Below are 22,221 nucleotides of genomic sequence, written 5' to 3'. Positions count from 1 at the left end.
CCGATTATCGTATCCACTGAAGATGAGACGTCTTGGCCACAGACAAATTATTTGAAATCCTTGAATAAATATTATCTGATATATTGGTAGAAAACCCCGAACAGAACAGCACAACTAGCGATGGCCGTGTCTTTAACAGTCAGAACAGTGAGCGAGGAAATATCCACATGGCAAACGAGACAAAACGGTCGAGTTGACTATTCTTTAGGGGAAAACAGGCGTAACTAGAGCCTCGAGTTAGTACGTCACGTCAGTCGGCTCGCCCCGGTGTGCAGATTCGTACACTGCTTCGAGTACCGCCACAGCATCTCGCCCCTCTTCACCAGTTGCCAGGGGAGTACTGTTCGTCTGAATCGATTCGATGAAGTCTTCGAGGAGCGAGGCGTTGGGGTCGTCACCCCAGTAGATGGACTCGATTCCGGGTTCTTCACCGGTGTCCTGCGTTTGCTTGAACGTCTCGTCGAAACAGTCGACGGAGAGCACGCCATCGGTTCCGATTAACTCAACCGTTGCGTCACCCCAGAAGTCCCAGTGTTCTGGCCGGCTCCACGACCCATCAAGCGAGAACTGAGTCCCGTCGGAGAGCTTCATCGAAAGAACGTTGACGTCCTCGACGTTCAGGTCGTAAAACCGCGTGTCGAGTTCGGCGTACACTTCAGTCACACGTTCTCCAGTAATCCAGTGAATCAGATCGACGATGTGGACAGTGTGGTCCATCGCAGCACCCCCACCAGCAGCTTCCGGGTCGACAAACCATCCGCCGGGCATTTTCCCGCGGTTGGTTCCGACGACAGATCTGAGTTCACCGATATCTCCATGTTCGAGTGCAGCACTCGCTCGCTGTGCTGGAACGCTGTGTCGCAGGGGCATCGCGACTCCGAGGTCGACATCATAGCCATCGCAGATCTGGATGATGTCATCTGCGACTGCTTTCGACGTGGAGAGTGGCTTCTCACAGAGAATATCGACACCTGCGGACGCAGCTTGCTTTACCCACGGAAGATGGTCTTCATTGGCCGCGCAGATGAGCACACCCTCGACCTTTTCGAGTAGCGTGTTGCTCTCCATGTAGTCAGTATCGAACTCAGCAGCGAACGACCGCCCGTGTTTGGGGTTCGAATCAGCGACGCCAACGAAGTCTGCAGCGTCCATCTTCGAGAGTAACGCCGCGTACGCACTCGCGTGAACGTGTTCGACCGAAAGGATGCCAATCGGGACAGCCTCGCTCATGCGCGCACCTCCTCCAGTGAGACAGGCATCCCAGTCTCCGCAGATTCAATTGCAGCAAGCGATAGTTGTACTGCTTCGATGCCGTCCTGTACGGTGACCGAGGGTGTCGCACCCGTCGTTATGCATTCGACGAACTCTTCGAGTTCACGTCGATAGCCATCCTTTTCGACCGTTCCAACGGGGACGCTTCGATCGGTATCCGACTGGATGTCGAACGATGCAGTGTCGTTGCTATCGTACTCGATGAGTCCCGCTTTCCCCGCGAGTTCTAACTCGCTCGACAGCCCTGCGCCTTCGGGAAGAACCCAGCCAGCATCGACGTACCCAACTGCACCCGACTGGAATCGAAGCGTCACGTGGGCGTGTTCACGCTGGTCCCAGGAGGTTCGCCGCGCAAACACCTGTTTGACAGCACCGAGTACCCACTGCAGATAGTCGAGATCATGAATCGCGAGGTCGAGGAGGACGCCACCACTGCGGTCGGCATCGGCATACCACTGTTCCCACGACCACTCAGGGAACGGCGAGATTCGTCGCGCGCGTGCAACACCAGGGGCACCGATGACGTCGTTATCGACCTGTCGTTTCATCTGTTCGTACTCGGGGAAGTACCTGAGCACGTGGCCAACCATACAGGTAATACCCGCCTCGTCAACCGCATCACCGATCGCGCGTGCATCGGCAAGCGAGTTCGCGAGCGGCTTCTCGCAGAACACGTCGAGTCCTTCTTCGGCAGCGGCTTCGACGAACCGGCGGTGCGTTGGCGTCGGCGTGCAGATGTCGACGGCATCGATATCGGCGTCTGCAATCAGCTCCATCCCATCGGTGTACGCTGTTGCATCAAGGTCGTACTCGTCGATGAACTCCTCAACGTCATCGAGCGACGCGACAGCTGTTATCTCCGCATCGTCGATCTCATCGTACCGCTCGGCGTGGGTTCCAGCCATAAACCCAGTACCGACTAGTCCTATCCGTGGCATACAGTCACACTCTGGAGACAACCTGAATAAATCTTTTGTCCGGTCGTATACCTAATCCAATGAAATACAGCTATTAAATCAATTAATTAACGACTCACGGAACCTGAGACCAACCCAGTCGTATGGATCGACGCGAGCGAGCATGTACGGAGGTTTTGCGTGCTCACCAGAGTTTGAAATGGGTCCGGTCACGGTAGGTGAGGTCGTTGAATCGGGGGTCTTCTTGGAGAACAGCCCGGACGATAGTCGGCTCTTCGACCAGGTGGTGTTCCATGTAGCTCCCCTGTCCGCGACCACCACCAGTCCGATTCATCTCGATAACGCCCAAGAATGCCTGTTCTTTGAGTAAGTCGTAGACTCGGCGTTCAGACAGGCGCTCGAGGTTTACGTCAGCACTGAGGCGTTCGTACTCCTCGAAAATCTCGCTGGTGGAAAACCGGTGTTGTTTGTTGTGAATCGAGAGTTGTGCGAGCGACAAAAGGGCAGCTTTCGCCTGCGCGGGGATGCCCGCGATGAGTTCGCGAAACCGGTCACGTTCAGCGAGTTCTTGGGCGGCGCGGACGTGGCGTTCACCAACAGTCGAGCTCTCTTCTTCGAATGCAATCTCGCCAGCGTGCCGGAATATGTCGATTGCTTTGCGTGCGTCCCCATGTTCTTGCGCGGCGAGTGCTGCACACAACGAAATAACCCCCTCTTCGAGGACGCCGTCTTTGAACGCATCGTCGCGGTTCTCCATGATATTCGTCAGCTTCGATGCATCGTAGGGGGCAAAGATGTACTCGCGTTCCTGGAGGCTGCTTTTCACCCGCTCGTTCATCCGTTCTTTGTAGTCGATCTTGTTGCTAATGCCGATGATGCCGAGCCCGCAGTCGCGGATTTTCTCGGCTTCTTCCGCGCGCGAGAGTTGCATGAGTATGTTGTCGTCAGCGATTCGGTCGATCTCGTCGAGCACGATGATAACCGAGTCGTACAGGCTGTCGGCAATTTTCCAGAAGCGGTCGTAGTACTGTGCGGTACTCAATCCACTTTCGGGGATAGAAACACTGGTCGCGTCCTCGTCGTTCAGTATCTTCCCAATCTTCCGAATCGCCTGTGTCTCGGTCGTCTGTTGTGAGCAATCGATAAACGCGAGTCCGACGTTCACGTCCTGGTTCGATGCGACTTCCCGGCACCGTTTCGTCACGTGTCTGGCACACAGTGATTTTCCCGTTCCGGTCTTTCCGTAGATGAGGACGTTATTCGGCGAGTGCCCGAATACAGCCGGATTGAGCGCCGACGCGAGTTTGCGAATCTCCTCGTCACGCCCGACGATCCGGTCCGCCTCCGGGATGTGCCCGATTTTGAGTAGTTGCTTGCGCGCAAAGATGGGGTCAATAGACGTAAATAGAGGATCACCCTCCCCATCGTTACCAGTTGTCATTGTCTATGCGTACTCATTACGAATTCCTATTTATAATTAACGTCACCCACACCGGGTTACAAGTGAAATAGGATACTCAGGTACATCTATTTCAATATAATAACAGTCTGGAATAAATGAGGACATATCGAGTGTAACGAACAGTCGTGAGACGCAGTACCACAGTCGGTGGACACCACGTTTCAAGTGAAACAGAGGACCTTACAGGGGCCATTACACACCTACGGGCGTCAAGCCATTCGGATTTTCACTTGAAGTCCGGTGTGTGTCAATCTGCTGAGGTGTGTGTTTATTCTGGTGGATCTCTCCAGTTTCTGAGACGAATTTGCGTCGGTTTCGCAGAACTACTCTCGGCCCGTCGTAATACTGCGGGCGTACGAAAAACAGCCTCGAGCGCGGTCAGAGACACCGAACATACATTAATCATCATTCAGAAAATTTTAAGTACTCTCATGGGAGAACGACTCATGGCAGACAACATATAGCAAGGTGGATAAGATGAGCGACGATACCCTCAGCAGACGGCAGTACCTACAGTTGACTAGTGGCGCCTCGGTCGCAGCGATGGCCGGACTCGCAGGCTGTACCGGCAGTAGCGACGGTGGCGGTTCAGAGAACACCGACAGCGGTGGTGATTCCAGTGGCGATAGCAGTGGAGACAGCGATGACAGCAGTGGCGGCGGTTCGAGCTCGCTGTCAGTGTGGGCCTGGAACGACCCCGGGCTGAAAGACGCACGGCAAGAACAGGCCTCTGAATTCAAGAATCAGCAATCTGCCTCCGTCGAGTGGCAGTACTACCCGTGGAGCGACTACCTCTCGAAGCTGACGTCGTCAGTCTCTGCGGGCGAAGCGCCCGATTCGATGGCGCTTTCTGTCCTGTGGACTCCACGGTTCGGTGACCGCGGAACCGTTCCCAACCTCGGAGAGATGGGATTCGACTCGTCCCAATTCCTCCCGGCCGGCCGCGACAACAGCAGCTACGGTGGCGAGCTGTACGCCGTTCCGTGGTACATCGACTGTCGCCTCATCGCGATTAACAAGACGAAGTTCGAAGCGGCGGGCCTCGACATTCCAGACCCGATGACTGCCCCCACGTGGGAGCAGTTCGGATCCTGGCTCGACGCGCTCGGAAGCGACCAGAACCCGGCTTTCGTCATGGCGCCTGGTGAAGGACTCGACGCGTTCATCCTCTCGAACGGTGGCAGTTTCCTGAACGACGACGGGACGGAAGCCGTCATTAACTCACCGGAAGCAGTCGAGGCTGCAGAGTTCCTCAATCCCTACGTCCAAGATGGGAAAGTCGTTACGCGCCCGGGAACCAAGGACTTAGACGAATTCATCAGCGGAAACGCTGCGATGGCCTACGCTGGGTGCTGGGAGTACGGCCGCCTCCAGGACACTGATATCGACTGGCAGTACGTCCCGATTCCGAAGGGACCGAGTGGGGATTCGAGCCACTCGTGGAGTGCCGGTGTCTACTACACGATTCCGTCGAAGGGTGGCAACACCGAACTCGGAAAGAAATGGCTCGAATACATGATCTCCGACGAAGTGCAGGCGAGTGTGGTCAACGTCGGTGGCTTCCCGGCCACGAAGTCGGCGTACGAGACGGACACGTTCAAGTCGTTCATCGAGGAGAATCCGAAGCTGGAAGTCGTCGAACAGGAGATGGAAAACGCCGTCTCGTTCCCCAGCCATCCGAAAGTCGGCGAGATGTGGACGATCGCCCACACGGCGGCCGAGCGGATCTGGCAAGGACAGCAGGAGCCGAAGGAAGCGCTGGATAACGCTGCGAACGAAATCGGTGGCCTCCTGTAGATGTCACTCAAGGAACGGACAAGCCTTGATTTCTCGCTCCCCTTCAGGAGCGACGGGCTTGAAACAGACCCCTCGTGGTACGCGATTGTCCTGCCGAAGGTCATCGTCTTCAGCGCGATCCTCATCGTCCCCTTCTTTGGGGCAGTGTACATCAGCCTCCATCAGTGGGACCCGCTGGCTGCGACGCATCCGTTCATCGGCCTTGAGAACTATGTCCAGCTCTTCCAGGACCCGGTCTTCTGGATTTCGCTGAAAAACACCATCGGGTTCAGCCTTGGGTTGCTTCTGATCGACGTACCAATCGCACTCGGGCTCGCGCTCCTCTTAGACAAGAATCTGCGCGGAACGCGGTTCTACTCGACAGCAATCTTCCTGCCCGTCGTGACCTCGTGGGTCGTCGTCTCACTCATCTGGACGTGGATTTACAACCCGAACTACGGGTTGCTGAACACCGCGCTTCGAACCGTGGGACTGCCGACGTTCGAGTGGCTCAACAGTACGGACACTGCACTCCTTTCGATCATCCTGATGAGCATCTGGAAGCACATCGGGTTCAACATGGTGTTGTTCCTCTCCGGGCTGAAGTCGATTCCAGACGTCTATTACGAAGCCGCGAAGATGGACGGCGCAACCCGATTCAACCGCTTTCGGTACATCACACTGCCGCTGCTGAAGTCGACGTCGGTGTTCGTCGTCATCGTGACGATGATCCTGTCGTTCCGACTGTTCACGCAGGTCTTCGTGATGACCGGTGGCGGCCCGGTGAACTCCAGCTACTCGCTCGTGTTTTACTTCTACGAGCAAGGGTTCTCCCAGTTCAAGATGGGATACGCAAGCGCACTCGCAGTGGTGTTGTTCGTGGTCGTCTTCGTCTTGAGCCTCCTCCAGCAGAAATCGTGGGGTGATGACGTTGAGTACTGAAACACACACGCAATCGGCAGAGACAGACAGTGGACTGAGCATCGACACCGACACGCTCGTTCGCGTAGGGTCGCACGCGATTCTCATCATCGCGTCACTCATCGCAATCACTCCCTTCGTGTGGGCGTTCATGACCTCGCTGAAGCAGCCAGATGCGATCTTCACGACGGTCTCACAGCTCGTCCCAGCAAACCCGACCGTCGAGAACTACGTGACGGTGTGGGTCGAAAACCCGTTTGACCGGTGGGTATTCAACAGCCTGATCCTCACCGTCGGTGCAGTGTTCGTTACGCTGCTGCTCGACTCACTGGCAGGCTACGCGCTCGCGAAAGGGAACTTCGTTGGGCGGTCGCTCGTCTTTACTGCCGTCCTCGGGACGCTCGTCATTCCCCCACAGGTCGTGATGGTCCCACTGTACATCGAGATGCAGTGGCTCGACTGGCACAACACGTACTGGGCGATGATGGCACTCTACGTCGCCAATCCCTTTGGGACGTATCTGATGCGCCAATTCTTCCTCGGGATACCCGATGATTTGCTGGAAGCCGCACGGATGGACGGGTGTAGCACGATTCAGATCTATACGCGGATCATGCTCCCCATGGCGAAGCCTGCGCTCTCGTCGCTCGCGATCTTCACCTTCGTGTTCACCTGGGGTGGCTTCCTCTGGCCGCTCGTGATCACGAACGAGACGGCGATGTTCCCGCTCCAGGTTGGTATCGGACTCCTCTCTGGGCCGTACACCCAGCAGTGGGGGCCGCTCCTTGCTGCATCGCTGCTGGCTGCGTTCCCCGTGCTGATGGCGTACCTGCTGGCACAGCGGAGCTTCATGGAGGGGATTACCCTCTCCGGGAGGAAGGGCTGATGCTCGCACTCAGCTCCGTCGTTCCAGTGCTGTTGCAACTGGGAACAGCGAAGGCAAACGAGCCCATCTACGGGGGGACTCTCGTCTTCGGTGCTGCTGGCCTGAGCATTCTGTATCTCTCGTTCGTTCGCGACGAAATGGATGCAGGGATTCAGATGAAGGTCATGGGCTTCGCGCTCCTCGGCCTCGCATTGTTGGCTGCGTTCTGGCCACTGCGGCCGTGGCCACACTGACGAGGCTCCCCCTCACTCTTAGAGAGAGACCCGAAAAGAACTCGACGAGAAACTGACCGCGACGTTACGAGAGATACTCGGTCGACTGCTCATGCAATGCAATGAATCCTTCCGCGGATTGTGCGCCCACCGTTCGACCGAGCGCTTGCTTCCCAGACTGGATTGCATCGAAGAGATTGTCGAACTCGGCGTCGATGCCACCGTGTTCTTGCAACCATTCGACCTGCGACTCGTGTTCGTCGATGGCCTTCTTGACGAGTTCGTCGTATCCACTCGTGTCGACAACGACAGTCGGGTCGAACGACGACGTCGGCTTGCCGAAGTAGTAGATGTTGTCAGGGTCGCACGCAGGGTAGTCGGTATCGAGCAACGGGAGCGACGTCATGTAGTAGGCATCAGTGACGAGCTTTGCCGTCTCGCGGTGGTCCGGATGCATGTCGTCACGGTAGTGCGTGATGATCAGGTCCGGGTCGTGCTTACGGATGGTGTCGACGAGCGTGAGTCGATTCTCCAGCGAGTACTCGATACGGCCGTCTTTGAAGTCGAGGAACGTTGCCTCTGCGCCGAGTACGTCTGCGGCACGCTCTGCTTCTTCTTCACGCGTCGCGGCGACCGCTGCTTCGGTCGTGTCGAAACCGCCGTACTCGCCGCGTGTCATGTAGGCGATGGTGATGTCGTCACCGCGGTCTGCATGCTTTGCCAGAGTGCCGCCGCAGAAGATTTCTGCGTCGTCAGGATGCGCTACGATGGCAAGGATTTCCATATCACTCAATAATTGAGTGAAGTAGAATAAAAGACTTATGCTAGTTTCTATATAAGATTAAGTAAATTAAACTACGCAATGATATGGGGGTTGTCAATACCTTTAACTGGGGTGTGACCGTCGTTCGAGACGAATATGAGTAGAGTTGGCATAGACCATCTCACCAAAGTCTACGACGACGATGGACAGGCTATCGTCGCAGTCGACGACTTTGACATCGAGATTCAAGATGGTGAATTCCTCGTACTGGTCGGCCCATCTGGGTGTGGGAAATCGACGACACTCCGCTGTATCGCTGGCCTCGAAAGCGTGACAAAGGGCGAAATTATTCTGGATGGAGATTCGGTCACCCAGAAGAAGCCGATGGACCGGGACATGGCGATGGTGTTCCAGTCGTACGCGCTGTACCCGCACATGACCGCCCGAGAGAACATGGCGTTCGGACTCAAGATGACGACGGACATGTCGTCAGACGAAATCAGTGCGAAGGTCGAAGAGACAGCAGAGATGATGGGTATCTCGGAACTCCTCGAGAAGAAACCGGGAGAGCTCTCCGGTGGCCAGCAACAGCGTGTCGCACTCGGTCGCGCCATAGTCCGCGACCCCAAGGTGTTCTTGATGGACGAACCGCTGTCGAACCTCGACGCCAAACTCCGAACAACCATGCGGACGGAGTTACAGAACCTCCAGCAACAACTCGGCGTCACCACAGTGTACGTCACGCACGACCAGACGGAGGCGATGACGATGGGAGACCGCATTGCCATCCTCAACAAAGGTGAACTGCAGCAGATTGGAACACCGCTCGAGTGCTACCACCAACCCAAAAACCAGTTCGTCGCTGGCTTCGTCGGGTCGCCGTCGATGAACTTCATCACCGCCTCGCGCCATGGTGGCACCCTCGACCACGAGGAGTTCGCCTACCAACTTTCGGGAGACCTTGCGATGGAGCTTCCAGACGACCACGACGAACTCGTCCTCGGGATCCGACCTGAAGATATCGAACTCGCCGACGAGTCTACTCGGAATACGATTACTGCGACGGCGAACGTAGTCGAACCGACCGGTGACGTCTCGTACGTCTACATCGAACTCGGCGACCAGACCATCACGGCGAGCGTCTCCGGAGACACCATCGTTCGCGATGGTGAGCAACTGCAGCTCCAGTTCCCTGAATCGAAGCTTCATCTCTTCGACGTAGAGACCGGTGATGCAATCCGTAATCGAGAGGCACCGGTAGACGAAGACGAACTCACACTCGATCAGTAACATGGAAGAGATACACACAGACGACGCTCCGGGTAGTATCGGCCCGTTTTCACAGGCAATTCGGGACGGGAATCGTATCTTCGTCTCTGGACAGGGTCCCGTCGACCCTGAGACCGGTGAGGTGGTCAGCGAAGATATCCAAGAACAGACCGCACAGACACTCGAGAACATCGAGACAGTGCTCCAGGCAGCCGACTGCTCGCTCGACAACGTCGTCAAGTCGACCGTCTTCGTCACCGACATGGACACCTACGACGATGTCAACGAGGTGTACGGTGCCTACATGAGTGACCCGTATCCGGCTCGGAGTGCTATCGAAGTCGCAGACTTGCCAATCGACATCGGCGTCGAGATCGAGGTTATCGCATCTGTTGAATCATGAAGGCAATCGCAGTGCAGCAAGGCGAATCGGTCCCCACACTCATCGACGTTCCAAAACCGACACCTGACGCTGGAGAAGCCCTCATCCGAACGCTGCGAGTCGGCATCGACGGTACCGACCACGAAGTGATTCGTGGTGGACACGGTGGCTATCCAGCGGGTGAAGACTACCAAATCCTCGGTCACGAGGCAATCGGCGTCGTCGTCGACCCAAACGACACCGAGTTCGAGAAAGGCGACCTGGTCGTCCCGACAGTCCGGCGGCTCCCGGCGTCGGGGTCGAACGAGTACTTCGAGCGCGGCGAACCAGACATGGCTCCGGACGGGGCCTACGTCGAGCGCGGGATTGCGGGCGCACACGGCTACATGTCCGAGTTCTTCACGAGTCCCACGGAGTTCCTCATCAGCGTCCCTGACTCCTTCGCAGAGTACGGCTTCCTCATCGAGCCAATCAGCAATTCAGAGAAGGCAATCGACCATGCATTCGCCTCCCGCTCAGCGTTCGAGTGGTCACCAGAGAGTGCGCTCGTGCTGGGGAATGGCCCACTCGGCCTCCTCACGCTTGCGATGTTGACCGAAGAATTTGAGCGAATCTACTGTTTGGGGAGGCGAGACCGGCCAGACCCGACGATCGATATCATCGAGCAACTCGGTGCGACCTACATCGATTCCCGAGAGACGCCCGTCCCGGACATCCCCGAAGCACACGAACCGATGGACTTCATCTACGAGGCGACGGGCTACGCAAGGCACGCCTTCGAGACGGTCGATGCGCTTGCACCGAGCGGTGTGGGGGCGCTTCTCGGGATTCCCGACGACTGGACGTTCGAAATCGATGGTGGGCGCTTGCACACGAACTTCGTCCTCGAAAACAAAGCACTCGTCGGGAGCGTCAACTCGAGTGTCCCACATTTCGAAGCGGCGAAGCAGTCGCTGGCAGCGTTCCCAGACTGGTTCGTCGACGCGCTCGTCACTGACGTCTACACACCGGACGACGTCGAACAGGCGTTCGAGACGGACGACTCGGTCATCAAAGCCGTCATCGAATTCGATACGCTATGAGTGCGGATTCCACCTGTTCGGTCCTTCTCGCCGGTGAGTCGTGGTTCACCATCTCGTTCGAGGTCAAAGGCAAGAACCTCATCCGCGATAGCACGTACGAAGAGGCAGCGGACTACCTCATCGCTGCACTCGAAACTGCTGGGGCAGACGTCGACTTCCAACCCTGCCACGTCGCTGTCGAGGCGTTCCCGCGCACTCGCGAGGAACTCGATACGTACGACCTCGTCATCTTGAGTGATATCGGCGCGGATTCACTCCAGTTGACTGCACAGGTTGCGGCGAGTGAACCCGACGTCGACCGCTGTGCGCTGCTTGCGGAGTACGTTGCAGACGGTGGTGCCCTTGGGATGATCGGCGGCTACATGAGCTTCGCGGGCAAAGGCGGGCAGGCTCGGTATGCACAGACAGCCCTTGCAGATGTCCTCCCTGTCGAGATTGCCCGGGTCGACGACCGAGTCGAAGCACCCGCTGGCCCACAGCCGATGGCGACTGACGACCTGCCGGCCGACCTGCCCGACGTCTGGCCGTACATCCTCGGGTACAATCGCCTCGAAGCCGACCCGGACGCGACTGTGTGGGCAACGGTCGATGACGATCCGCTGGTGGTAGTTGGTGACTACGGAGATGGGAGCGCCTTCGCCTTCGCAACCGACTGTGCACCACACTGGGCTCCAGAGCCGTTCTTGGAGTGGGAGTCCCTCCCAACACTTTGGGAGGCCATTCTGGACCGCGTGACGTGAGCGCCACCAACTGAAGCGAGCGCTCGACTAGAGATACGAGCAGATTCGCTCGACGACGTACGACGCTTCGTCGTCGGTCATACACATCGGGTTGATCGTGAACTCGTGGGCATCGAGGCTGTCCGCACCGACGAACACGCGTGGATTCTCTTCGCGAAGCCCTCGAACGAGGTCGACCGTCGTGATGCCAGCCGTCTCTTCGTCGACACTGACGACCACCTCTGGCGCGATAGCCGTCTTGTCGGCCTCTGTGGTGTGTGTGGAGAGCCCTGATTCGGCTTCGAGTTCGGCGGCGACCTGTTTCGAGCGATCGAGCCACTCGGCTTCGAGTTCGTCGGTATCTTCGTCGATGAAGAGCTCGAGCGCCTTCATGAGGCCGACGAGTTCTTCTTTCCCGACTTTGAGCGACCGACCGATTCCCTGTCTGGGGACACCTGAGAGTGCGTCGGTATCGACGAGGCCAGAGGGGAGCCACACGTCTTCAGCGGCGTGCATATCGAGATGCTGGAGTGCGACTGATTCGATAAGGTCACGCCGCCCGGCGAGGATGCCCGTCGTCTGTGGGCCACGAATCGCCTTACCACCACTGAAGACCACGAGATCCGCACCCTCGTCGATGAATCGTTCGAGGTTCGACGCGGGAGGGACTTCGGCTGCTGCATCCACGATTACCGGAACGTCGTGAGCGTGTGCAATCTCGGCGACGACTTCGAGCGGTGGTTCGGTGTATACTTTTTCGAGATAGAAGACGGCGGCCGTCTCTTCGGTAATCGCCGCCTCGATTTCCCAGGGTTCGGTGTTTCGTGAGCCCGTCCCGAGGTGCTGGTCGTTCGACCCCACGTCGACGATGGTCGCGCCAGCAGCCCGAAGCGCGTGGTCGTATCCCGTTCGATGGGTTCGGGGAGCGATGATCTCGTCTGCGATACCCTCAGTCTCGGGGAGCCTGGCCATCGCATCCAGGTCGTCACCTGCGAGGCAGGCCGCCGCGGCCATCATGAGGCCTGCTGATGCGCCACTCGTGACGTATCCCGCCTCAGCGCCGGTGACGTCTGCAATCATCTCGCTGGCGCGAGACTGGAGGTCTTCGATTCGAACGAACGATTTCGAGGCGTCGACCATCGCCGCAACCGCTTCCTCTCGGATGAGGCTGCCGCTGATGCGTGTTTTCGTCCCCGTTGCATTGACCACTGTCGGTACTTCCAGCTGCTCGTAGATTGACTCTGCCATTGTGTTGCATAGAAGCGTATTCGCCACCCGCATAAGTCGCTCGGAACATGTTGTTTCGGCGATGTTGAGGGGTTTCGTTGGGGTGTGAGAACGGGGGTTGCGAGCTGGATATATCTGTTACTTCGTTAACGCAAAGGCGGTATTGGTTTTGTAATTATTATACAATACTGTATTCAAATTAACTGCTCCTGTGTTACTGATAGTTAATTGGTTGTTCTACTGTCGATAATAATTTAAATCAGATTAAATGCCCTTTGGGTGGTTATTTGTGGCGTTTTCTTTTTAACAAAATCTTTACATATAATTTATTGGTTTGGTTTGACATTTCTGATTTGTTATTAGCTATTATTGCTTAATCTTTCTTCTCTACCCATTTTACTCTATTTTATTTTTCGGGTCTCCGAGTTCTTTTCTCTGGCCAATAGTATTGCTCTATTTGAACACAACTATTCCATAGATGGAGGGGGAGAACTTTCAGATGGTCCGTCATCTCGGGTGCAGGGATTTCACTCGAAGATGGTGGTAGGGATTGTGTGAGGATGCCACCTGTGACGTGGAAACGTCGTAGTCGATCTGCTTAGGAGTGTTTTGACCAGCGGTACCTGGCGAGTCACGGGGTTGATAGAACATGCGTATGGGTGTTTTACCTTGCACCAAGTCAGTGGTGTGTGTTCCGGTTGCTAGTGTAAGCCGCTCTGTCGATTACACAGGGGGTATGCGCGTGCTTCTTCGGGCTCGATGGAGTACGACTACTGGCGTTAGTCTCGACCTCGATTAGCCCTGTCAGAATCCACAGTGGCTTCGCAGGTGGTGTTTGATAGCCGAAGTAGCAAAAAATGCGCCCGGAAAAGTTGAGTGAGCTCTACTTAGCCGTTGTACGTCCAGCTCTGGAGCGTTGCAGAGGTACTGCCACTCTCAGAGGTCCAGACGATACGAACGGTTTCGCCGTCTCCAATCGCTCCACCGTCGTACGTGAAGGTGTCACCAGCATTCACGTTGTCATCACCACCGGTAGTTCCAACGGCAGAACCACTACCTGACCAATCGTCTGTGGAGAAGCTGTCAGCAATAATCTTTAATCGTGCAGGGTCAATTGCGTCTCCACTTTCGTGGGTGATTACTAATTTCGCTGGACTATTGTCATAATCGAAGCTGAAGCTCGCCTGTGGCGCCGTCTCACTGACCTGGTCGCCGAGGCCGAGGACGAACGTGCCGATGACGGCAGCCAGAATCACGGTTATCGCGACCATGAGAATCACGCCGATGACCGGCGAAACTGCGGTATCGTCTGTGAAGAGTTGGTTGAAATTCATAGTTTATCCATTGTAGGTCCAGCTCTGGAGTGTTGCAGAGGTACTCCCACTTTCTGACGTCCAGATGATTCGCACCTTGTCACCCGAGCCGATACTGAGTCCATCACCAGATACGAATGTAGTTGAGGCACCCGCTGATACCAGACCAGATGTTGCACCTGAACCATCGTCCCAGTACTTCCCATCAAGTCCACCTCCTGCTAAAGAGATCCGCGATGCATCAATCGCATCACCACTTTCGTGAGTGATAGTGAGAGTGCTAGATCCATCGTAATCGAAGCTGAAGCTCGCTTGCGGTGCCGTTTCACTGACCTGGTCGCCAAGTCCCAGCACGAATGTGCCGATGACTGCTGCCAGAATGACTGTTATCGCGACCATCAGAATCACTCCGATGACCGGTGAGACAGCCGTATCGTCTTGGAATAGGTTGCGAATTTTCATGGTATCATCTGACACGAGTTCAACGCTCGTGGGATATGAACAGAGATATGAGACTATCTCCACCACCCGGAGGTCAAACGTGTCTTAGGTTACTAACGTAACCCCTCCCATATATAATTTTGTCAGACTTTCCAATGAAGAAGAACGTTCAGTAACGCCCGTAAATACGGGTAAAACGCCCGAATTATCGCATTTCGGCAATCAAGGTCGGACTCATACCAATGGTGTACACTCTCCGTCTGTACCCAATCTAAATAGTCAACTTACCAGCCGAATTGATCGCCTGTTACTGTCTTGACTTCGCGAGCAGCATCCGCACTTATTGTGATACCTTGTTCTGTCACCCAGACCGGTTTGCCAATCACTTCCTGAAGCAGGTTTGCGAGTTGGACTCTGTACTGTGTTTCACGGTCTTCGATAATTCGAACCGTGTCTTTCCCGTCAAACTCGACCCCGCGGTTCGCGAGGTAAATCTCGACGAAGTCATTTCGAACCGATGGCTGTGCATTATCGAGGTATGATGGGAGAGCGCGAACAGAGCCCGAAGTTTTCGATCCGAGAGGAACTCCGATGGCGGTCAGCACTCTCCCCAAGAGCATACGATCTGAATCCGGTGTGAGTTCAACTGGCCGATTGGCCTCGTTGGGGTTCACTTCACGCACGCCAACAGCCAGCGTAGTCAAGCTCTCTCTAACGCCTTCGTCGACAACGTCGGTATCGGCAACAAAACGCGGTTCGAATGACCGACTGATCGACCCACCACTCAGACTCGCTGCGATAAGACGATTGAACGCCACTCCGAATTTGTTCTCGTGTGTCGCATCAAACCAGCCGAGCCGTTGCGCTGTTTCGATAGCTCTCACTGGGTCCGGTTTCGAACCGTTCAACCACGGACGAATCCGTGCCCGAGGAAGGTCGAGTGCCCGTGCAACCACTGTCGAACCTTGGTCCGGGTGTGACAGATGGTAGTTTCTGACCCGTTCGTAGTCGATGACGACATTATACGGATCAGGATACGACGGGTGAGAGTATGTCCTCGCCAACCCCGCTTCCTGCAGCATCTACCAAGCACATCTAACGAAGACGATATCAAGTTGTTGGTAAGATGTGATTTCTAATAGATATTATATCGCACTATCACATTCTCGGCGGGTATCTGTACCAACGCAACAGATGGTAATTGGAGGAGTTACCTAATTTTGGAATCGTTTGGGTGAGAGATGTAACAAGGCTATGTATGTTACATAATAGCCGTCCAGCACTCTTATGATGGAGACCGATTCACGTATGTTCAATGAAACATCCACGCGATGAAATGGTCCTCGCGGTACTCTGTATCTGCGTGGTGACGGTCGTGAGCGGTCCACTCGTCCAAGCAGTCGACTTGACACCCGACGTCGAACGCGAATACGTTGGCCTCGAAGCGTATTCTAAGGGAGGCTCACTCACCGCCTCAAACATTACTATCGCGGAAGAAGGATATCAACTGAAGAAAGGCGTGGCGGGATCTGGAATCTACACGACGTCGTTCCCCGAGGCGAGACTTCATATCGATTCGATCGATGGCTCTGTCTTTCTCGTGTATGCGGTTGATATTCCAGCCCTCGGTTATACTATCCAAACCTCACACGGCGTCGACGGTGATTCGCCGCAGGATGTCGTGATTGAGCCTCCACAAAGTCAGACACAGGCCAAGGACGTGACGCAAGACCAATATCGCGCAATTGCGTCAGTATCGGTTCGCTCGGGAGAAACGAAGCGAGAGCTTGCAAGTCAAAACGTGACTGTCGAGGTGAATTCGTAAATGGACTTTCCGACCCAGTTGATCAGGGTGCGTGACGCACTCGATGAGGAGTCATCGCTCCGAACCCGACTGCAGACTGCAATCTTTGGCGACCAGATTGGGCTTCTCATCTTCCTCGCCTCAATGGTCTTTTTCGGGCTGTTCTGGCGCGTTGGCTTCGTCATCAACGACAACTACACCATCGCAAATGCGATGTACAATCTCGCCAATGGGAGTCTTTCTGTTGAGACAATTATCTATGGCCCAGACTCAGGTGCAACACCTGGGATGGTTACGAACAACGGCCTCCGTTACGGGCGAAACTATGGCCAACTCTTCATTTCGCTCCCAGTGGTGTACTTCCTTCGGGGACTTGCGACAGTGGGCGATCTCCGGCTTGGTGTTGTTGGATTGTGGTCTCTCGGAATTCTCACAACCTGTTATCAGGTTGGTCGGGTGACCGGACGCGAGACGATGGGTGGCGTTGTGGGTTCGGTCCTTGCACTCGCTGCGTTCGGACTCAACACCGCAATTGCGACTCATTTAGACGAGCGGTACATCGCCTTGTTCGCGCTGCAGATTACGTCAATGGCGGCTGCTGCACTGGTTGCAGTGCTCGTGTATCGCCTGCTAACGCGCATCCACACTCAGCAGATTGGGATTGCTGCTGGTGCGGCTATCGTCCTGGCCACGCCGCTCACCTTCTGGGCGACGATTCCCAAGCGTCACACCTACATATCGTTGCTCGTGGTCGCGACAGTGTACAGTTTCTACCGGAGTCGAGAGGTGCAATCTGCAGAACAGAGGCTTTGGTTCCGTGCGCTGTCGTATGCCTTTGTGGGTCTAGCGACATGGCTTCAGGCTGGTGAGGCACTGGTCTTGTTTGTTGCTTTGGTCAGTGTGGATTTGTTGACTGCGGAGTCGAATTCGGTTCGTGAACTTGGTGTGGTTGGAGCTGTGTTCGGGGTCTCGTTGTTGCCGTTCATGCTCACGAATCTCTTGATTGCTGGGAACCCTTTCAAGCCGCCACTCTTCCTACCACGGTATACTCCTCCAGAAGTAGGTGTGGGAAGAAATGGAGGATTTTCGACCTCTAACATACCAACCGAGACAGGACCGAAAACACCGATATTGGTATCTCTGTTGGTCACAATGCAGCTCGCGGTTGGTGAGCTTCTCAGGTCAGCGGAACGGTTTATACGGATGATCACGGATGGGCTACGTTCGGTGGCCAGACCGACTCACGTTTATACCGTATTTATACGCCGAGGATATATTGAGAGGTTCGCACACAAAGACTATAATCAAGCTATTAATCTCTCGGTGTTAGAGGCGATGCCGCTCGTTTCAGCACTCGTGTTTCTCCCGAAAGCTGCTCTCCTGAGCCTTATGAGTGGAGACTCCCGGAACAAAGCGGTTGCGGCTACAGACTGGCTGGTGGTGATAATTTCAAGTTTGTTCATTCTATTTTATGTTGCAGACCTTCCCACTCATGCAGCGATTACAGTCCGGCATATCTTACCAGTGATGCCACTGTTCGCCTATGCTGTCTTCCGACTCCCAACAATTCAGAGTCTTACTGGTTACCCTCAGGTAATGTCGTTCTCGTATATAGGAACCGTCCTCATCGGTTCCCAACTGATAATCGTGGTTCTGGTTATTAATAACGCAACCCTCGGCGAGGCAGCACAGGTCCACGCGTGGGCCAGTCTTGGTGTTGCTGCGTGTTTCGCACTCTGGCTGCTTGTGCACCAGCACCTTCCACAGCGTGTTCAACCGGGTGGTGCAGCTCTCCTGGGCATTGTCTTTGGGGTGACGACGAACTTCTTGCTCCTCGCTGGGGTCGTGTATTTCGCACATAGTGGGGGCTTCGCACTTCCTGTGATCGATTGGGTGAGCAACTTCGTTCGGTGGTCATAGTATGCATTGATTTCGGATCTAATACCTGACTCAAGGATGGGCGATTGAGAACGGTTAGTAGCAATATTGTATAATTATGCACACACTCTGATTCTTCAGAGGAAAACTCTTTATCCAAGCGTTGTCCTCATCATGATAATAGGAGTGAAGGTTTGCTTGATGGGACATATCCCATCTCGTGAATCTCATCTCAAAGGGGACAACCATGGAACGCGAGAAACAACTAAATCAACAGGGGGTGAGAAGCATTGCAGTCGGCTGATGCGAAGGAAAATGTGGGTGACGGAAGAGAAAAGGATTCGTTAACCAACCTTCGGGAAAAACCAACAAATAGCAACAATACCCGAATCTCTCAAGAGGCTACAACGGTCGTGGGGGTTCCTGCCTACAACGAGGAGGTCGGGATAGGAAGTACAATCCTCGCTGCACAGCAGTATGCTGACGAGGTTGTGGTCGTTGACGATGGGAGTACGGACAATACCGTTTCAATTGCACGAGCATCCGGTGCAACTGTCATCGTTCACGAAGAGAATCAAGGCAAGGGAGCCGCTGTCCAGACACTTCTGGATCACGTTCGACGAACAGGATGCGATGCTTTCGTGATTCTTGATGGAGATGGACAGCACCACCCACGAGACATCCCACAGGTTGTCTCCCCCGTCTTGGAAGGAGACAGTGACCTTGTTATTGGGAGTCGCTATCTGGACTCTGGTTCTGATGAGACACCACTGTACCGTCGGTTCGGGCAGCGTGTGCTCGATATCTTAACTGTTGGGTCGAGTGGACAGAATCTCACAGACACGCAAAGTGGCTTCCGTGCGTTCTCACCGACAGCGGTCGAACGGATTTCGGTAAAAACGAAAGGAATGGGTGTCGAAAGCGAGATGATTGGGGATGCCGTCTATAAGGACCTCAAGATTGAGGAAGCACCAATCGATGTCCGCTATGAGGGCGTCGATGGCCAAACATACAGCCCACTTCGACATGGCCTGACTGTTGCAACGTTCATCCTCCAACTAATCCGTGACCGGCATCCATTGATTTTCTTTGGTGTCCCAGGAGCAGTACTGACGCTCGCTGGAACACTGTACGGGGTGGATGCAATTCTCATCTACCAAGCTTCGAATGTATTCTACCCTGGGAAAGTATTCGTCGCAGGTTTTACCACGATTCTCGGTGTTCTCGGAGTCTTTGTGGGCCTCATCCTGAACCGGATTTCAAACATGATCAGCGAACTCAAACAAGACGTCCAACAATGAACACGAAACAACCACACATCACCATCATTCTCGGGACGAGACCCGAGATTATCAAGCTTGCACCGATCATCCGGACTTGTGAGAACCGTGGAATCTCGTACAGTGTTATCCATACCGGACAGCACTACTCGGAAAACCTCAATGAGGTGTTTTTTGACCAATTAGAACTTCCACAACCGGATTATAATCTCGGTGTTGGGTCTGCATCTCATGGGAAGCAGACTGGAGAGATGATTATTGGAATCGAGGAGATTCTCCTCGAAGAGGATACCGATGTTGTCCTCGTACAGGGAGATACGAATTCCGTCCTAGCAGGAACAGTCGCAGCGACTAAATTGGATTGTGAAGTTGGCCATGTCGAAGCTGGTCTCCGGAGCTTCGACCGCGATATGCCCGAAGAAAAAAACCGAGTGATTGCAGACCATACTGCAGACTACCTCTTCGCACCAACAGAACAATCCAAAGAGTTCCTACTAGAAGAAGGTCTCCCAGAAGAACGAATTTTCGTTACTGGGAACACGGTCGTAGATGCAGTCCAACAGAATCGTGAGTTGGCAACGATAAAGAGTTCGGTAATAGAAGATTTTAGTCTGACAAATACAACGTATGGACTCTTGACAGCTCACCGTGCTGAGAATGTCGATAACAAGGAAAAATTTGAAAAGCTCTTAGAAGGGGTAGAAAAAGTTGGATCCGAGCTAGATATTGAATTTCTGTATCCAATCCACCCTCGGGCCCGTGGTCGTGTGAATGCTTTCAATCTATCAATGCCAGAGCACATCAAAACGATTCCGTCTCAGGACTACATCGACTTTATTCGACTCCAGAGTGGTGCAGATCTAATACTAACTGATTCAGGAGGTGTTCAAGAAGAAGCATGCATTTTAGGTGTCCCTTGTGTAACGCTTCGAGAGAATACCGAACGTCCAGAAACTCTTGATGTTGGTGCGAACGTGTTGGCTGGGACATCCCCACAGAGCATATTAGACCGAGCGACTGAGATGGTTGAATTAGATGAGAACTGGCAAAATCCATTCGGTAATGGAGACGCGGCACAGTACATCATTAACTGTGTCTCACGTGAAGCAACTCTAATCGAAACACCTCTGTAATTGGTCTCGAATCTTAAACACAATTACCTAAAATGAAGGTACTCATATCGTCGTTGGTAGATATTAAGGGGTCAGCAAACAATCGAATTCATAATTTTATCAATCATCTTCAGGGTGAACATGATATCACAGTTGTCTGTCCAAGAGACGTTTGGAGAGCGAAACAAGTAGATACCGAAAACTATTCTGGCGCTACCTCAGAAGAAAAATCAGAAACGAAATATCTGACTGGTAAGAATTTAAGTCCGATATTGCAAGACATTTTCTCGAGACTACTAATTACAAACTTGGACATAGATTACGAATCGTTTGATGTCCATCTAGACTATAATTCCTTATTTCTCGGATATCATATTAGTAACCAGCTCAGACCATACAATGTTCCATCTGTTCTAGACCTTGCAGACGATTTACCAGCTATGATTCGGGATTCACCGCAACTACCATCCTATCTTGGTGTGGCTGGATCAATGGTTGGAGAATATCTAATAAATAGTAAGGTGTCTAAATACGAACGGGTGACATATATCACAAAGGGAATCTCTGAAGAGCACAAATTGTCAGGTGAAACATCACAAAGAATACCAAACGGTGTAAACGTCTCTAAATTTAAGCCTACTTCAGACAGGTTGAAAATTGAGATAGATGCCGATTTGATAGTCGGATATGTCGGGGTAAACCGTGAATGGGTTGACTTATCATTATTAGTGCACAGTATTGCAAAATTACGTAGTGACGGGCTGGATCTCGGTCTTCTGGTCGTAGGTGATGAGGGAGGCATTGGTGAGATTCAGAGGTTGGTGCAAAGGTTAGACATTGAGGATGCAGTCGAGTTTGCAGGCACAGTACCTTATGACGAAGTGCCAAGATATGTGAATTCAATGGATATCGGAACAATACCTTTCAAGGATAATGGAATAGCAAAGAATTCACTCCCACTCAAATTGTTCGAGTACCTCGCATGTGAGGTTCCGGTCGTTTCCTCAGATATTCCAGGGGTGAAAAGGGCAGTAGGAAATTGTGCGCTAATCGCAGATACACAGGAAGACTGGAACCAATCACTGCAATCGCTGTATGAGAATGAAGATACAAGGGCTCAGATTGGAACCAAGGGTCGTAGAATTGTCAAAGAAGAATATTCCTGGGAAAGCGTCTCCTCCTCCATGGAGAATCAATTACTTGAAGTAGTAAACAATCATCAAAAGTAAGACGGTTCTTACCGGAGGTGGTGTGATCCTTCAAAAGGCACCTGAAATAAATCCTATGATGGCCTCTGTTTGTTAAAGATGCACAATACCCCCTACAATGAATAGCCAACGCAAGACTCATTACAGAAACTTCTCTCGAAGCAACACGTCGACGTCCAACACACGGGCCAAGGGATAGTAGATACAGTTCAGATCACAAGTCCGTATCAAGGACCACCACAGGCGAATCCCTATGGAGACCGACCGATCAATCACAAGTTCCCCGATAGAAAACTA

21 protein-coding genes are annotated in these 22,221 nt (G+C 53.8%); 13 read left to right on the top strand and 8 right to left on the bottom strand.

Annotation, left to right across the window (positions count from 1 at the left end):
* Positions 1–237 precede the first annotated feature (237 nt).
* The 3 genes from ACK3SC_RS11975 to ACK3SC_RS11965 form a co-directional block, all read right to left on the bottom strand.
* On the bottom strand, positions 238–1,230 hold the full coding sequence (locus ACK3SC_RS11975) for a Gfo/Idh/MocA family protein (RefSeq protein WP_416840421.1): 993 nt from the start codon (positions 1,228–1,230) through the stop codon (positions 238–240).
* On the bottom strand, positions 1,227–2,210 hold the full coding sequence (locus ACK3SC_RS11970; protein ID WP_416840420.1) for a Gfo/Idh/MocA family protein: 984 nt from the start codon (positions 2,208–2,210) through the stop codon (positions 1,227–1,229). Before ACK3SC_RS11970 ends, ACK3SC_RS11975 begins: the two co-directional genes overlap by 4 nt.
* A 163-nt stretch (positions 2,211–2,373) precedes the next feature.
* A complete protein-coding gene (locus ACK3SC_RS11965) occupies positions 2,374–3,630 on the bottom strand; it encodes an orc1/cdc6 family replication initiation protein (RefSeq protein ID WP_416840419.1) in 1,257 nt (418 codons plus the stop codon).
* A 498-nt stretch (positions 3,631–4,128) separates the two neighbouring features.
* Between ACK3SC_RS11965 and ACK3SC_RS11960 the strand changes: the two genes are divergently transcribed.
* The 4 genes from ACK3SC_RS11960 to ACK3SC_RS11945 are packed head-to-tail and all read left to right on the top strand — an operon-like array spanning position 4,129 to position 7,467.
* Complete coding sequence (locus ACK3SC_RS11960) at positions 4,129–5,448, top strand: extracellular solute-binding protein (RefSeq protein WP_416840418.1); 1,320 nt, start codon at positions 4,129–4,131, stop codon at positions 5,446–5,448.
* The gene (locus ACK3SC_RS11955) at positions 5,449–6,369 is read left to right on the top strand and encodes a carbohydrate ABC transporter permease (protein WP_416840417.1); all 921 of its coding nucleotides are present in this window, start codon (positions 5,449–5,451) and stop codon (positions 6,367–6,369) included.
* Complete coding sequence (locus tag ACK3SC_RS11950) at positions 6,353–7,234, top strand: carbohydrate ABC transporter permease (protein ID WP_416840416.1); 882 nt, start codon at positions 6,353–6,355, stop codon at positions 7,232–7,234. The genes ACK3SC_RS11955 and ACK3SC_RS11950 overlap by 17 nt, the downstream gene beginning before the upstream one ends.
* Positions 7,234–7,467 (top strand): hypothetical protein, encoded by a 234-nt coding sequence (locus ACK3SC_RS11945; protein ID WP_416840415.1) that lies wholly within the window; start codon positions 7,234–7,236, stop codon positions 7,465–7,467. The genes ACK3SC_RS11950 and ACK3SC_RS11945 overlap by 1 nt, the downstream gene beginning before the upstream one ends.
* Before the next feature lie 64 nt (positions 7,468–7,531).
* On the opposite strand, the gene ACK3SC_RS11940 is transcribed toward ACK3SC_RS11945, so the two are convergent.
* Positions 7,532–8,230 carry a PIG-L deacetylase family protein gene (locus tag ACK3SC_RS11940; protein WP_416840414.1) on the bottom strand — a complete coding sequence of 233 codons (699 nt, stop codon included), beginning with the start codon at positions 8,228–8,230 and terminating at the stop codon, positions 7,532–7,534.
* A 135-nt stretch (positions 8,231–8,365) separates the two neighbouring features.
* Between ACK3SC_RS11940 and ACK3SC_RS11935 the strand changes: the two genes are divergently transcribed.
* The 4 genes from ACK3SC_RS11935 to ACK3SC_RS11920 are packed head-to-tail and all read left to right on the top strand — an operon-like array spanning position 8,366 to position 11,682.
* A complete protein-coding gene (locus ACK3SC_RS11935) occupies positions 8,366–9,499 on the top strand; it encodes an ABC transporter ATP-binding protein (protein WP_416840413.1) in 1,134 nt (377 codons plus the stop codon).
* Between the two features lies 1 nt (position 9,500).
* Complete coding sequence (locus ACK3SC_RS11930; RefSeq protein ID WP_416840412.1) at positions 9,501–9,881, top strand: RidA family protein; 381 nt, start codon at positions 9,501–9,503, stop codon at positions 9,879–9,881.
* Positions 9,878–10,942, top strand: a complete 1,065-nt coding sequence (locus tag ACK3SC_RS11925) for a glucose 1-dehydrogenase (protein ID WP_416840411.1) — start codon at positions 9,878–9,880, stop codon at positions 10,940–10,942. Before ACK3SC_RS11930 ends, ACK3SC_RS11925 begins: the two co-directional genes overlap by 4 nt.
* Positions 10,939–11,682 carry a glutamine amidotransferase gene (locus ACK3SC_RS11920; RefSeq protein WP_416840410.1) on the top strand — a complete coding sequence of 248 codons (744 nt, stop codon included), beginning with the start codon at positions 10,939–10,941 and terminating at the stop codon, positions 11,680–11,682. Before ACK3SC_RS11925 ends, ACK3SC_RS11920 begins: the two co-directional genes overlap by 4 nt.
* 27 nt (positions 11,683–11,709) lie before the next feature.
* Here ACK3SC_RS11920 and ACK3SC_RS11915 read toward each other — a convergent pair whose 3' ends face one another.
* From ACK3SC_RS11915 to ACK3SC_RS11900, 4 genes are all read right to left on the bottom strand, one after another.
* Complete coding sequence (locus tag ACK3SC_RS11915; protein ID WP_416840409.1) at positions 11,710–12,909, bottom strand: aminotransferase class V-fold PLP-dependent enzyme; 1,200 nt, start codon at positions 12,907–12,909, stop codon at positions 11,710–11,712.
* An 866-nt stretch (positions 12,910–13,775) separates the two neighbouring features.
* A complete protein-coding gene (locus tag ACK3SC_RS11910; RefSeq protein WP_416840408.1) occupies positions 13,776–14,222 on the bottom strand; it encodes a type IV pilin in 447 nt (148 codons plus the stop codon).
* 3 nt (positions 14,223–14,225) lie between these two features.
* On the bottom strand, positions 14,226–14,663 hold the full coding sequence (locus ACK3SC_RS11905; protein ID WP_416841220.1) for a type IV pilin: 438 nt from the start codon (positions 14,661–14,663) through the stop codon (positions 14,226–14,228).
* 263 nt (positions 14,664–14,926) lie between these two features.
* Positions 14,927–15,724: a hypothetical protein gene (locus ACK3SC_RS11900; protein ID WP_416840407.1), complete on the bottom strand. Its 798-nt coding sequence runs from the start codon at positions 15,722–15,724 to the stop codon at positions 14,927–14,929.
* Between the two features lie 233 nt (positions 15,725–15,957).
* Between ACK3SC_RS11900 and ACK3SC_RS11895 the strand changes: the two genes are divergently transcribed.
* The 5 genes from ACK3SC_RS11895 (at position 15,958) to ACK3SC_RS11875 (ending at position 21,945) form a co-directional block, all read left to right on the top strand.
* Positions 15,958–16,467 (top strand): hypothetical protein, encoded by a 510-nt coding sequence (locus tag ACK3SC_RS11895; RefSeq protein WP_416840406.1) that lies wholly within the window; start codon positions 15,958–15,960, stop codon positions 16,465–16,467.
* Positions 16,468–18,366: a hypothetical protein gene (locus ACK3SC_RS11890; RefSeq protein ID WP_416840405.1), complete on the top strand. Its 1,899-nt coding sequence runs from the start codon at positions 16,468–16,470 to the stop codon at positions 18,364–18,366.
* A gap of 275 nt (positions 18,367–18,641) precedes the next feature.
* Entirely contained in the window at positions 18,642–19,625 is a 984-nt protein-coding gene (locus ACK3SC_RS11885; protein WP_416840404.1) for a glycosyltransferase family 2 protein, read from the top strand.
* Positions 19,622–20,737, top strand: coding sequence for a non-hydrolyzing UDP-N-acetylglucosamine 2-epimerase (gene wecB / locus ACK3SC_RS11880; RefSeq protein ID WP_416840403.1), 1,116 nt, complete (start codon positions 19,622–19,624; stop codon positions 20,735–20,737). The genes ACK3SC_RS11885 and wecB overlap by 4 nt, the downstream gene beginning before the upstream one ends.
* A gap of 53 nt (positions 20,738–20,790) precedes the next feature.
* A complete protein-coding gene (locus tag ACK3SC_RS11875) occupies positions 20,791–21,945 on the top strand; it encodes a glycosyltransferase (RefSeq protein WP_416840402.1) in 1,155 nt (384 codons plus the stop codon).
* Positions 21,946–22,221 lie beyond the last annotated feature (276 nt).

The organism is Haloferax sp. DFSO52 (assembly GCF_048158745.1).
In the GTDB taxonomy this organism is placed as follows: domain Archaea; phylum Halobacteriota; class Halobacteria; order Halobacteriales; family Haloferacaceae; genus Haloferax.
This window is presented reverse-complemented; position numbering and strand designations above follow the sequence as displayed.